The sequence below is a fragment of the Sporosarcina limicola genome, from assembly GCF_014873855.1.
In the GTDB taxonomy this organism is placed as follows: domain Bacteria; phylum Bacillota; class Bacilli; order Bacillales_A; family Planococcaceae; genus Sporosarcina; species Sporosarcina limicola.
The window spans coordinates 244,137-257,652 of the sequence record NZ_JADBEL010000001.1 but is presented as its reverse complement, the minus strand read 5'-3'; the positions used below and the strand labels follow the sequence as shown (position 1 = coordinate 257,652).

Genomic DNA, 13,516 nt, shown 5'->3' with positions numbered 1-13,516 from the left:
TCTGTATAGCTATCACTTATAACCAGAAGTTTCCTCAAACAACTCCAATTGCTCTGAATAGCTACGGCTCTTTTTAATGGCTTGGAGATTTTCGAGTGTCCACTGTGCAATAGGTGCAGCAATGACTCTTGCAAGTTCGACAGGTACCGCATTGCCAATTTGCTTATAGACTTTATTGAGACGTCCATTTCTACTAATAGATGAATTGTTTCCATCCGAGAATTGGAACCAATCAGGGAATGTTTGGATGCGAGCGATTTCACTTATGGATAGTCGTCGATGCTGGTTTTCTCCACCGGGGAGTATCCATTTATCTGCATGAATTTTTTCCATAGGTGCTCCACCTGGATGTAAAGGCGCCTGTCTGCCAGAGGCTTGTATGGTAAAGCTCTGATCGTTCCATTCTTTCTTACGGTTACGAGAAAGATACATGGATGAAAAACTACCTTCGTATGAATCACCGGGCTTGTCCTCTAAGTCATGGATAGCATCGTGTAATGTAACGAATGGCTGTAATCCCTGTCCTTCTCCATGTGTTGCTTCAGGGAACTCGTAGTCAAAGTCTATGTCCTCACGTACACCGACGATGAAGACACGCTCACGGCTTTGTGGAACGCCATAATCACGGGCGTTTACGAGTTTGTAAGTAACTGTATAGCCGGCAGATTCAAAATCCTGAATGATTTGTTTGGCTACTTCACCTTTTCCTAAAGTCAGTAAACCTTTTACGTTTTCCGCGATGAAGAAACTTGGCTTCGTTTGGATCAGACAACGGATAAAGTGAATGTACAAAAAATTTCGCTCATCATCGATTAGGCGAGGACCTGCTTCACTGAAGCCAGGGCATGGAAATCCGCCAAGCACAATATCGCAATTAGGGAAGTTTTTTATTTGCCTAATGTCTTTTGCATGTTGGACGATTGTGCTAGGAAAGTTCGATTTATAGGATTCGTTGGCTTCTTTAAACATATCATTCGTGTAGAAAGTATGAAATAGACTCTTGTGTCGAATATTTAAGAAGTCTTCCTGTGATTGTAGTATTCGATTTGTTTTTTTTGTGCCAAGTAAGGCGTCCAGACCAGCTAATTCAAAGCCCAAGTCCAAGCCCCCACATCCTGAGAAAAGACTAACTACGTTCATTTTATCATTTTGTCGATTGAATATTTCAAACTGATCCCCGTTAGATAAATTCAAGGATTTTTCTTGTTCTTCTATAACTTTGTTAAGTAGCAATTCTTTGATTTTTGCTTTATCATAGTCTTTTAAAGGACTGAATTTTGCTCTTCCGCGTACTGCAATCTTCATGTCGAGCACCTCCGATAGCTAATTATCATTCTAACATGCGCAGTCAGAAAAGGCCATTGAAATAAATTGTGAAAAAATCTCATGGTGGAAGTGAAGAATGGGGGATGAATGTGACTAAACCAAGTGAAATTGGAAAGGCCCACGTTTTACAGGTTAGCAGTGCTTTGAAGTACCTGTTGGCGGGAGAATCCATTGTGAAGTTTTCTGATCCAGTCGTGCAAACAGCGCACTTTATCAAAGACCAGTATCCAACTATACAATTTGTTATCAATAAGTTTGAAATGGAACAGTCTGATACACAGCCGAGTCTATTGTTAACGTTAGAAGATCAGCAACAAGTTAAAGTAAACCTTTTTCTCATTCAAGGTTCGGCAGCTATTCAGCCAAAAAACTTAGGGGCTAAAAGTTTTTTCACAAAATACTTTGGTTCAAGTGGTTTACAAACCTATTTTAATGATCTTTTACAACAGGAATATAAAACGTATTTACATAGTGTGATTGCTTTAAAGGAAGACATAAATCAGTATGACAGTATTCCGATGCTAAAGAAAAAAGCGGACGGTTATTATCCAAAGTTTATGGAGGATATTAACCCATTTCGTCGGGCTTTTCTTTTTAGCTTAAGGGAGCACTGTTTTCAACTCCTGACAGATGAATATAACTTGGGAGCTACGGGAATCCAGTTGGCATTCAATGAATTAATGTTAATCGAGAGTACTACGATTATAACACGATATTCTAGAGAGAACAAATGTTTGAATGTGGATCGATGGAAGTCGAATATAGATAGTACACAGGGAATTTATATTTACAAAAAAGGTAATGATACTATTGGGATTCGTTCGGGGGAAGAGGCATTAACACTTCGTTTTAAGTTTGAAAGCAGTCCTACCTCGTCAGTTAAGTTGGCAACGAGTTATGAAGTTTTTCCAGCAGAAGACAAGGTATTGCATCGTAATCTACGTTCAATTGAGAATTTCGAAATGTTGATAGGTCAACATAAGCAGTTGGAAACAACAAATAAGAGCAATGCTATCGGGAAATGTAATGAGGCGATGGTGTATTATAGAATTTTGAAAGAAAATTCATCCATCAATCAAGTCGATGAACAAGAATATTATCATATGCTGAATGCCTATTCGCCTATAATAACGCATAAAGAGTTATTGAGTATACAGATAGCGTCTACTATAACGACACAAAAAATGCATGAATATTTGGAAGGGAAATATCCGGTCTACCAAATTGAAAGTATTCAATTGGTTGGGGATAGCTATATAGATGATCGCTCGGAAACGAGTGATCTACAACTTATCCTAAGAGTGAATGGGAATTATGTTGTAGAAGGCTTCTCCTTGAAAGCAGCTTCAAAAAGGAATGTTAAAATTACGTCAAAAAATCCGGGCATTGGTCAAATCTTAGGACCTACCTATTTTGATATAGGCTCCTTGGATTTAGTTGTGAAGGATATACAAAAACAGTTTGAGCAGAAATTATTGAATCATCAACAGGTATTAGGAAAGGTATCGGAGGAGCTGGGGGAAAGCTTATATAAAGCTCCACAAGCAAATATTAAGAAGGGTCTTGCAGCTTTGTTGGGAAGAGCCCCGATGGTTGTTACATTCTATTTGCACAACGATAGCGTTATTTTAGAGCACAATGCGATAAAAAGCGAAATTGAAGTTTTACCTAAAACACCGTCTGCCATTCAAACAACATTGCGTTGGAACGATAATCAGGAGGAGCTGTCATTACGGGTAAAATTTAGTAAGGGGCAACAGTATGGATGGTCTTCTTTGAAGCTTGCTTGTGAGGGTAAGATAGTGAAGTGATTTTCAGGGAATTGTACAAGTTATCCTGCTTTTTATCAGCGGCAAAACAAATAAGGTGCCTGGTTCTCGATAAGCAAAAGCCGTTTGAGAACCAGGCACCTTATTTTATTTTAAAACCGACCACTTAAAACTCACACTAGGCGTATTCCCTTGTGTCCAGCAATTGATTTCAGGTATCTGTGCAAGAAAGCTATCGTAAAAGTTTAAACAAGCATGAATTTGCATAACAAAGGAATGCAATATTACTTCATCACTAACTATCGTCATAATAAAGGAGTGTCAAAAGCTAAACTGTAGACACAGTACGGTGAGCCTTATCATAAGTAAGTGAGGTTTGTGTTTTAAACGATTAGAAGAATGGATATTTTGTTCGATATAGATAAAACATCTAATCCTAGCCTATGAGAAGCTTTTTAAATTCTTATAGGCTAGGATTATTTTTTTGAAAATTATCGTATAAAGTGCAACCAATTCATTGAAACTTCTACTATATAAGTGAGGGCATAAAAAACAAATACTTACATGCTAAAAGGTGAGATTTGGAAAGGGGGATATCGGATGGGGGACCAAGAAATAGTCTACTTATATTTACAGCGCTCGCAGCAAGCTATTTTGGAGACTAAGCATAAATATGGGGCATACTGCAAAGCAATCGCAAGAAACATAATTTCCAACTACGAGGATATTGAGGAGTGTGAGAACGATACATACTTAGCAGCATGGAATGCAATCCCGCCTAGTATACCAAGGAATCTGTCAGTATTTTTAGGTAGAATCGCACGTAATATTGCACTTGATAAATATGGTTATAATACAGCGAAAAAACGCAATCCTAAGTTTGAAGTCATTCTAACTGAACTGGAAGGAAGTCTAGCCTCCATTAATACTGTAGAAACAGAATTTGAAGCAGGTGAGATTGCATATGTGATCAATCAATTTTTATATGGGATAGATGAGCAAACAAGAAATTTGTTTATTAGGAGGTACTGGTACTCTGATTCAATAGATAATCTTTCTATGAGGTTTGATATGAGTAGCAGTAAAGTGAAGTCCATATTATTTCGAACAAGAAATAAACTTAGGGTTTATTTGGTGAAAGAGGGGGTTAACCTATGAAAAGAGAAGATATATTTCGGGAGTTTGGATTAATTGATGAGAACTTAATTAAAGCGGCAGAGAATAGTGGCGTAAAAGTTAGAAAAAAAGGTATTTCTAAAATGTGGATTGCTCTAGTTTCGTGCCTTGTCCTTTATTGTTCAACCTCTACAGTTTTATTGGCAATGGCATATTATGAAAAGCATGATGCAGAGCCTTATCTTCGTTATTTAACAGCTGAAAATATGGAGTTACAGCCAGTTACTCACTATGATGCGAATAAATTTCTACAGGCTTTAAAAAGTGATAATAATGAGCATGTATATGTTGCTATAAATAGGCTGGTAGAAACCTTTAATGACGAAAGGCTAAGAGAGAAAGCTTTACATGAACTTCACCCCTTTTTAGAAAGTGATAATCAAAAAATTGCCGATGCTTCTGCTTTTGCTATTGATATTTTGTCAAAAGGTTATAAGGGTACTACTATTCTTCAGTTAGCAGACGGAAGTAAGATATTTACATTGTTTAATAATTATTCGGATTATGGAAGTCAAAATGTCATTTGGAGGATAAAAGATGATGTGCTTGAAGAGTATTATCATTTTCCTGCGCCATCCCTGTATATTAGAAAAATGATTCCCTCACCAGATCAGAAGTCGATTGCGGTAGTAACTGTCTCTAATAAAAGTGAATTTATTCAAATTATTAATGTTGAAGAAGGAATAAACAGTCCTGAGTTAGTAGAGTCAGCAAGAATCAAATATGGGGCACAAAAAGAATTAGAAACATGGATTCGTACAGACCATGAGAATTATAGCTATGTAAATAATATCGCGTGGAAAGACGATAATACTCTACAGTTTGAGGCTTCTCTTGCATACGAGAATACTGAGATTATAGAAAATGTTACTGTAACGTATCAATTCAGTAACAAGGTAATGGAAGTAAAAGAACTTAATGAGTCTAGATAGCTAGGAATGTCAATTATAAAGGAATTGAGTCAGTAACGTGGGTAATCCCAACTCGAAATACCCCGCGCATCATTCAAGATTGAATGTATTTCTGTCTTCATCATAAACATTGCTATATTGAACAACCACCTACTAAAGTAGGTGGAATCTATTCGGGCTAAAGCCCACTAAAGATAAAAATCAAAAACAAAGCTCAAAAACTAAAAGATAAGGCTAAAGCGTATACCGTCTAAAGACGGTGGTTTTTGACCACGCTTTTGAAAAATAAAAGAGTGTCAAAAGCTAAACTGTAGCTTTGGATGCTCTTTTTTCACTATATATCACAGACTTCGAACCAATATAACCAATCATACAAGCCAGGGAGTTGGAATTAGAGATGAATAAGAAGGACATTGCAGCGATGCGTAAACAATTTAAGTTGAACACTGATTTACTGACGATCACTGATATTTATAAAGTTTATATCAAACAGGAGAGCAGTGACATCTATCATGAGGAGAGCCAGCCGTTTCCCCTGTTGGATCAGGAGCAACAGGAATTATTCCTCACCAACTTTAAAAAAGTTTTAGGTGGGAAACTGGATGTGAAGCTGTTTGAAGTGAAGTTTCAACGTCCTGCGGAGGAGCAAACGGACCATACGCAGCGGCTTTTATATGAGGGACTTCATACAGACAATGTAGAAGAATGGAAAGCGGATATGCATCGCGTTACCCGGAAGATGGTTCAGGACGTCCAATATGAAAAGGACTTGGTCGTTACGTTCATTCGCGGAAACTATTTTAAACCGACAAAACGGAATGGTGATGAATCGGAAATAGACGTTCGGGATGAAGTGTATACGAACCCTTTTATCCTCTGTAGCATGAATCAGACTGAACTGCCGAAACGTTCACTCGTGTTTGATTTTATCGAAAAAGAATTTAAGTCGAGTATGATAGCTGATCCCATCATTAATCTTGCTTCTCCAATTGGTGGATTTTTGTTTCCCTGTTTCACGGACAACGCGGCAGATGTCAATCACATCCTTTATGCTGCGGGCAAAGCGAATAAGCCGGATATCCATTTTATCGAGAACGTGTTGAACGGCGAAGAGATCATGACTGCCGAGGATGATAAAGCCGTCTTTGAAGAGATTGTAAAAGAAGTGATAGGTGATGAGGTGAATGCGCAAACCCTCGCGAGCGTATATGAAGAAATCAATCGCATGATGGATGAGGAAGACGAAGAAGAGGAAGACGAAAGCATCCCTACCTTGGACACGAAAGAGGTGGAACGCGTGCTGAAGGCGTGTGGCGTGCAGGATGTGAATGCGGAAAAAGTGGAAATGGCTTTCCAAAAGGTGATTGATGATGAAGCGTATGAAATGAAAGCGAGCCATATCGTTCCAAGTTACACATCAAAGTCTATCAAAATCAGCACAAAAGTAGCGAATATCGCTATCAGCCCGCAAGATTTGAAATATGTCAGACAGGTCAATTACAATGGCAAACGCTGCATATTGATTGAGGTAGAAGAAGACACGATGATTGAAGGATTTAAGCTGCTTCCGGAAGAGCTGTTGAAGTAGGAGAGAGAGGTCCCGGGCACTGGGTATCGACATGACAGGTATCAATGAACTCGGTGTGGGTCGCGCTCAAGCTGGGCCGCTTATTATTTCAACTTCTAAAATTATAGGTACACAGTGTGGCAAAGGTTTAGCCCTTTATAACACTGTGTACTTTTACTTTGCATGCTTCACATTAAAACTCAAATGCCTCCCACATTGCTTATCCTCACAATAAGAAAAACCATGATATCATCAGGACTTTCGTATGATGCTTTATCTTATTATAGATACGGGTATGATATATAATCTCCCGCATCTTGGTATACTAGTGTTATTAGGTTGGGGGTGTGCCCATTGGAAATTAAAGAAATGATTCAACAAGGAGAAACTAAGTACGTTGAGTTTAAAAGTTGGGTTAAAGTAAATAAAAAGGAACTAATGAGTATCTTAATAAATGAGGCGGTAGGTTTTTCTAATACAGATGGTGGGGTAATTCTTGTTGGTGTAGAAGATGACGGAGAGGTTACCGGATGTGATAATTATGATGTGCAAACTATCATAGAAAGTATTTATGATAAGACTGTGCCAAAAATTTTTACTGATATTGAAGTAGTTGAACTGGCTGATAAAGAAGTATTGAAAATTACTGTTCAAAAGTCGCCAGAAATTGTGGCTACATCAAAAGGTGTAGTATATAAAAGATTGGGTAAGAATACGAAACCGTTTTATCCGGCAGAGTATAGTTCTAATAAAATCACGGGATTTAAAGGGGATTATTCATCAAAGATTATTGGGCCAGCTGCAAAAGAAGATATTGATTTTACGGAAGTAGAGCATCTGAAATTAAAAATCCAATCACGGGATAAGGATTCTACTTTGTATCAATCGGATAACATAACATTTCTAAAGGATTTACGACTAATAGACGTTGTAGAAGATGAAATTCAATTAACCGTGGCTGGTCTATTATTTGTGGGCACCAAAGAAGCAATTGTTAAATATTTGCCACAGGCTGAAATCATCATTCTTACTTACAATGAGGGGCAGATGGAATATTATAAGCGTTTGGAGTTAAGAATTCCCCTAATTCAAGCTGTAGATAGAATCCATCAAATTTTTGAAGATCAAAATGGATTAGAAAACATTCAAATGGGATTGTTTAAATTAGAGGTAAATGATTATCCTATCAACGTTTTTCAAGAGGCCCTATTAAATGCAATTTCACATCGAGATTATGAAAATACCTCATCAATAATCGTTAAATTTTACCCTAATGAAATTATTATAGAAAATCCAGGGGCATTTCCAACTGGAGTGGATAGTAAAAATATTATTACGCATCCATCCTCACCAAGAAATAAACTAATTGCAGAAACGCTCCAAAAACTGAAATATGTTCAACGCTCTGGACAAGGTGTGGATATTATTTTTAAGGATATGTTATCTCTGGGGAAATCTGCCCCTGAATATAGTTTATATTTGGATGCAGTCAGCCTAACATTAAGAAGTGGTTTGGAGGATAAGGAGTTTCTGGAGTTTATTACACAAGAGCAAGAAAAACATGGTGAATTTTCAGTCGCAGAAATCTGTATTTTGAAATACGTTAAATCTAATAAAACAATCACTCTTAGTAAAGCTGGTGATGTGGCGCAGATTACATCCCAATCGGCAATTAGTGTGTTGAATAGGCTTTGTCAAAAAAATAATATTCTCCAAAGGGAAAAAAGAAATAAGTATATGTTTACGCATAGGGTCTATGAAAGTTTTAATGGAAATATTGAATATGCAAAAGATAAGGATTTTGATGAGATTCAAGCTAATGTAATGATTTTGGATTATTTATCTGAAAATGAATATATGACGCGTCAAGAAGTTGAAAGGCTATGCGGGTTTTCATCGGCTACGAGCAAACGAATCTTAAAATCATTAAGAGAACAAAAAAAAATAGTCCTAGAAGGAAAATCAAAAGCAAGTAAATACAGATTGAATAGGTGAGCCGCAAGCAGACCAAAGTGAGCAAGCGGACCGAAGTGAGCCGCAAGCAGACTGAAGTGAGCCGCAAGCGGACCGAAGTGAGCCGCAAGCGGACTGAAGTGAGCCGCAAGCGGACTGAAGTGAGCCGCAAGCGGACTGAAGTGAGCCGCAAGCGGACTGAAGTGAGCCGCAAGCGAACCAATATTAATCTTGGTCTTGGGTACCGACGGGATTCAGAGTAGCATTATACGCTGGTACCTTTCATTGTAGATAACTCATATAGACACAGTACGGAGAGCCTTATCATTGGTAAGTGAGTTTTTATGAAAATACAGTCTGATTTGAGCTGCATCTGGTTGTTATACATCATTAGGCAAGCTCACAAAAGTAAAGGAGTTTTCAATTATGTATATCTGTTGTACGAAGAAACTTTTAGTTGAACTTAAAGTAGAACCTGAATCAGTTGCGGAGGAAAATCCACTTTTCTCTTGGCATGCAAATTTAATCATGGTTAATCGTAGGAAAGCGGTTGTGTTAATGAATGATCAGAATCGTTATGCCGTTGTGCTGTACGGTCTGAAAGCAGCAGACTTTAAAAGGTTTAACGAGATTGCCTTGCAAGGAATCCGCACAACATTCCAGGAGGAAGGGATATCGGACAAGGCAATTGATCGGTATTTACTTCATACTAATGAAATTTCCATTACCAAGACAAAGAATCGGACTTTAGTGGCGAGGATGAATAAGGCTTGTGATGAAGCGTACTTTTTTAATGAGGTATGGGATAATGATTCTATTTTTCAGCCAGACATGGGAATCAGAATTAGCCGTTCTTTAGTTGGAGACGGAAAGGGCGGTTATTTTCTACCGAATGAAGAGATGTATAAGGATCTTACCCAATTTGCAGGACAATCCATTTTTGAAGCGAAAGCTGCCGTTTTAAAAGTTACACTCAGGCTTGAAAATCACCAAGTATGGCGGCGACTTGTGGTTCCCGTAAACAAAACTTTTAACCAATTGCATCAAATCATACAGAGAGCCTTTGAGTGGCAGGATTACCATCTTCATGATTTTTATGTTTATGACAAGGCGGTCACTATGGGAAATCACATCGCTGAAGGGCATATTAAAAAACTCCAAAAACCAATCATCAATCTTGTCTGTGACGAAGAGGCCTTTTCTTATCCTGGGGAAGTAGACATGAAGCATGAAAAAGGCGTGAAGCTATCGGAGTATATTCCTGCATGCGAGAAGCTAACCTATACTTACGATTTCGGCGATGATTGGAACCATGACATCGAAGTGGAAAGTATTATGGAGGATTATGACTCTAACTATCCCGTTTGCTTAGAGGGAGAGGGAAATACACCGCCAGAAGATGTGGGTGGCCAATATGGATATGAAGAGTTTCTTAAAGTCCTTGCTGATCCCGACCACCCTGAACATGAGCATCTGGTTAAGTGGGGACAGATGCAGCGGTATCAGGATTTTGCTATTGATCGCATAAATAGGAGGTTAAAGGGACTTTAGGGGATGAAAACGGACAGTGCCTGTCACACTTATGGTGGACAGGCACCGTTTTTAGCGCTTTCTTTTGTTTTTTTTACCATCTAAATTTAGAAATTCGCTTTCGCTTGCAAACTCAACATCGTTTTTTGGCTTTGTATCGTATTTAAGGGCATTTCGCTGTTTACCTTTATCCTTATTCTTATTTTTGTTTTCCACTGACATAACGCATGACTCCCTTTGTTTAAAGATTTCATTCTTTGTATTATGTCCAAGAGGAAAAGTTTTATGTAGGAGAGTGCTTCGACTTTTTGATATTTCTTGTATAGATGCGTTATCAAGATGGTCTCCTCGGCGTGATACCGATTGAAGTAGGCTCATTCCCTTTAAAATTAGGCATGAGAGAATAAAAGAGTATATTAAAAAAGATAAATGGAAAAACTATAATGACGAACGAGACTTACTATAAAGGATACAGTTTAATAAAAAGGGATATGCAGCTTTTATGTGGTAATGAGATGACTTCGCTATGTAGCAGAAGTCATCTTTTTTAATGAACTATTTAGAAAAATAAACTTTGTTTAGCAAAACACAAACTGGAATGGCTATAGCAATCCCCACAATGTTTTGAACCATGTTTCCGGGAATGGAAGCTAATGGTATAACCCAACTGCCAAATAGAACCCGTTCACAAATGTAATAAACACCTAACATAACAGGAATCGAAGCGATGGTAGCCAGTAGATTGAAAGTAATACTGTTTCCTTTGCGAGCGAATGACCAAGCAATTTTTCCGACGATATAGCCTTGTAAGCCACGAGCCACAAAGGTGAAGGGTGCCCACAATGTCCAACCAGATACTAAGTCAAACAAACCCATACCGATAGCCCCAGCGAGTGCCCCTTTTTTAGGACCAAAAAGAATAGACGCTATAAAGAGCATGGCTGTTCCAAGATGAACCAACCCACCATTTGCCGTGATAGGTAGCTTGATATTTAATGTGAGAGTTGCGACGAATACGAGTGCAATTAGCATTCCAGTTAGGATCAAATCAAACGTGCGTGATTTTGAATAACTTGTTGTTTTCATAGTCATAAACCTACCCTTATTTTTCAAATTAAATTCGCATTTCCTGATAACTTTAGCAAAGAACTGGCCTATTTAAAAGTATCAATTTAACGAAAAACGTAGGGGTCAGTTTGTAGAAAGATTGGAAAACTGGAGTTTTGAATCTTGATTTTTGGTGCCTATGCAAGATGCTATACTGTTAATACACTACAATTACAAAATACCATGTATATAGTGCTGGATATTTTAATCCTTAAATAATTGTAATGGGCTATGATAAGTTTATAATTGATACAGAGGGGTGTGTGACTAGGTCGTGCCTTGGCTTGTTGTGACGCCTAAGCAGGAGTGCTTACATCTTTTCTGCAAATATATAGAGTATAAGGATGATAAAAATGAGCAACGAAGAAACTAAAACAGACGTTATCTTAATTGGTGCGGGAATCATGAGTGCGACTTTGGGGGCATTCCTGAAAGAATTAGTACCGGAATGGGAAATTAAAGTGTTTGAGAAGCTTGAAAGCGCAGGGGAGGAAAGCTCTAACGAATGGAATAATGCGGGAACGGGGCATGCTGCACTGTGCGAGCTTAACTACACAGTTGAAAAACCGGACGGATCCGTAGATATTAGCAAAGCTATAGAAATTAATGAACAGTTTCAGGTTTCAATGCAGTTTTGGTCTTATCTTGTAAACAATAAGCTGATCAATAATCCACAGGACTTTATCATGCCATTGCCTCATATGAGTATGGTACAAGGGGAGCAGAATGTAACGTTTTTAAAGAAACGTTTTGAAGCGATGTCAAACAATCCTCTGTTCAAAGGAATGGAATTTTCCAATGACCCAGGAAAACTGATGGAGTGGATTCCGCTTATTATGCAAGATCGTTCATCAAAAGAAGCTATAGCGGCAACAAAAATCGACACTGGAACGGATGTTAACTTTGGTGCTTTAACACGTATGTTATTTGACCACTTAAAGACTAAAAACGTCGATATCAACTACAAACATAGTGTTGATGCTATTAAACGTACGAACGATGGCTCATGGGAATTGAAAGTAAAGAATGTCGATAGCGGAAATGTAGAACGTCATACTGCAAAATTCGTCTTTATCGGGGGCGGAGGGGGAAGTCTGCATTTGCTGCAAAAGTCCGGTATTCCTGAAGGAAAACATATTGGTGGATTCCCAGTAGGTGGAATATTTATGGTGTGTAAGAACCCGGATGTTATAGAGCAGCATAATGCAAAAGTATACGGCAAAGCCGCGGTTGGTGCTCCGCCAATGTCTGTTCCGCATCTTGACACAAGATATATCGACAATAAAAAATCGTTGCTATTTGGACCGTTTGCCGGCTTCTCACCAAAGTTCTTAAAAACGGGTTCAATGTTAGATTTGATAACTTCTGTAAAACCGAATAATGTCTTTACTATGTTAGCGGCAGGCGGAAAAAACATGTCATTGACAAAATACCTAATCCAGCAAGTGATGTTATCAAAAGAGCAACGCATGGAAGAGTTACGAGATTTTATCCCGAATGCCAAAAGCGATGATTGGGATTTAGTAGTAGCGGGCCAACGTGTGCAAGTTATCAAAGATACTGAGGCAGGTGGAAAAGGAACGCTTCAATTTGGTACGGAAGTTATTACTGCCGCTGATGGCTCGATTGCAGCATTGCTCGGCGCTTCTCCAGGTGCTTCCACTGCGGTTCACGTTATGCTTGAGGTAATTAATAAGTGCTTCCCGCAACATGTGAAAGAGTGGGAAGAGAAAATTAAAGAAATGATTCCTTCTTATGGCATGTCGCTAATGGAAAACCCAGAACTTTTGCATGAAATCCATACTTCAACAGCGCAGACACTTGGTCTAAGCGAAAACTTGCTGGACCCTAGTTGATTCTTTCGATGTAGAAGTGAAGGTATTTAATGAAAAAGTGTAAGTAACATTTTTCATTATCGGACAATCATTTCTTTGATGAAGAGATTGGAACTAAAATATAGAACCTTCACTCCAACTTTGGATTGAAGGTTCTTTTTTCGAAATTCGCAGTTAGAAAGGCTACGGGGAACCGTATCACAAGTTGAAAAGGCTACGCCATAAATGTTAACTTTAAAATAATCTCCCGTATATCAAGCAACCAAATCAACCACCATCCTTCACGTACTTCGAAACCCTTTGGTAATTTCATGAAGTCGTAATAATTTCGTTCATTTCCCT

10 protein-coding genes are annotated in these 13,516 nt (G+C 38.3%); 7 read left to right on the top strand and 3 right to left on the bottom strand.

Going from position 1 to position 13,516, the window contains the following annotated elements; translation table 11 throughout:
• Positions 1 to 12: 12 nt before the first annotated feature.
• The gene (locus H4683_RS01365; protein ID WP_192597018.1) at positions 13 to 1,305 is read right to left on the bottom strand and encodes a DNA cytosine methyltransferase; all 1,293 of its coding nucleotides are present in this window, start codon (positions 1,303 to 1,305) and stop codon (positions 13 to 15) included.
• A 110-nt stretch (positions 1,306 to 1,415) separates the two neighbouring features.
• Here H4683_RS01365 and H4683_RS01360 point away from each other — a divergent pair, with 110 nt between their 5' ends.
• The 6 genes from H4683_RS01360 to H4683_RS01335 all read left to right on the top strand — a co-directional run bounded on the left by H4683_RS01360 (position 1,416) and on the right by H4683_RS01335 (position 10,253).
• A complete protein-coding gene (locus H4683_RS01360) occupies positions 1,416 to 3,137 on the top strand; it encodes a hypothetical protein (RefSeq protein ID WP_192597017.1) in 1,722 nt (573 codons plus the stop codon).
• Positions 3,138 to 3,695: 558 nt separating this feature from the next.
• The gene (locus H4683_RS01355) at positions 3,696 to 4,253 is read left to right on the top strand and encodes an RNA polymerase sigma factor (protein WP_192597016.1); all 558 of its coding nucleotides are present in this window, start codon (positions 3,696 to 3,698) and stop codon (positions 4,251 to 4,253) included.
• Positions 4,250 to 5,203, top strand: coding sequence for a hypothetical protein (locus H4683_RS01350; RefSeq protein ID WP_192597015.1), 954 nt, complete (start codon positions 4,250 to 4,252; stop codon positions 5,201 to 5,203). The genes H4683_RS01355 and H4683_RS01350 overlap by 4 nt, the downstream gene beginning before the upstream one ends.
• 376 nt (positions 5,204 to 5,579) lie before the next feature.
• Positions 5,580 to 6,770, top strand: coding sequence for a DUF4317 domain-containing protein (locus H4683_RS01345; protein ID WP_192597014.1), 1,191 nt, complete (start codon positions 5,580 to 5,582; stop codon positions 6,768 to 6,770).
• Positions 6,771 to 7,103: 333 nt separating this feature from the next.
• Positions 7,104 to 8,744: an RNA-binding domain-containing protein gene (locus tag H4683_RS01340; RefSeq protein WP_192597013.1), complete on the top strand. Its 1,641-nt coding sequence runs from the start codon at positions 7,104 to 7,106 to the stop codon at positions 8,742 to 8,744.
• Between the two features lie 384 nt (positions 8,745 to 9,128).
• Entirely contained in the window at positions 9,129 to 10,253 is a 1,125-nt protein-coding gene (locus H4683_RS01335; RefSeq protein WP_192597012.1) for a plasmid pRiA4b ORF-3 family protein, read from the top strand.
• Positions 10,254 to 10,304: 51 nt separating this feature from the next.
• Here the strand turns inward: H4683_RS01335 and H4683_RS01330 are convergent, their stop codons facing one another.
• Both H4683_RS01330 and H4683_RS01325 read right to left on the bottom strand, forming a co-directional pair.
• Positions 10,305 to 10,454 (bottom strand): hypothetical protein, encoded by a 150-nt coding sequence (locus H4683_RS01330; protein WP_192597011.1) that lies wholly within the window; start codon positions 10,452 to 10,454, stop codon positions 10,305 to 10,307.
• A gap of 333 nt (positions 10,455 to 10,787) precedes the next feature.
• Positions 10,788 to 11,318, bottom strand: a complete 531-nt coding sequence (locus tag H4683_RS01325; RefSeq protein WP_225941806.1) for an ECF transporter S component — start codon at positions 11,316 to 11,318, stop codon at positions 10,788 to 10,790.
• 374 nt (positions 11,319 to 11,692) lie between these two features.
• Between H4683_RS01325 and H4683_RS01320 the strand changes: the two genes are divergently transcribed.
• The gene (locus H4683_RS01320; RefSeq protein WP_192597009.1) at positions 11,693 to 13,195 is read left to right on the top strand and encodes a malate:quinone oxidoreductase; all 1,503 of its coding nucleotides are present in this window, start codon (positions 11,693 to 11,695) and stop codon (positions 13,193 to 13,195) included.
• Positions 13,196 to 13,516 lie beyond the last annotated feature (321 nt).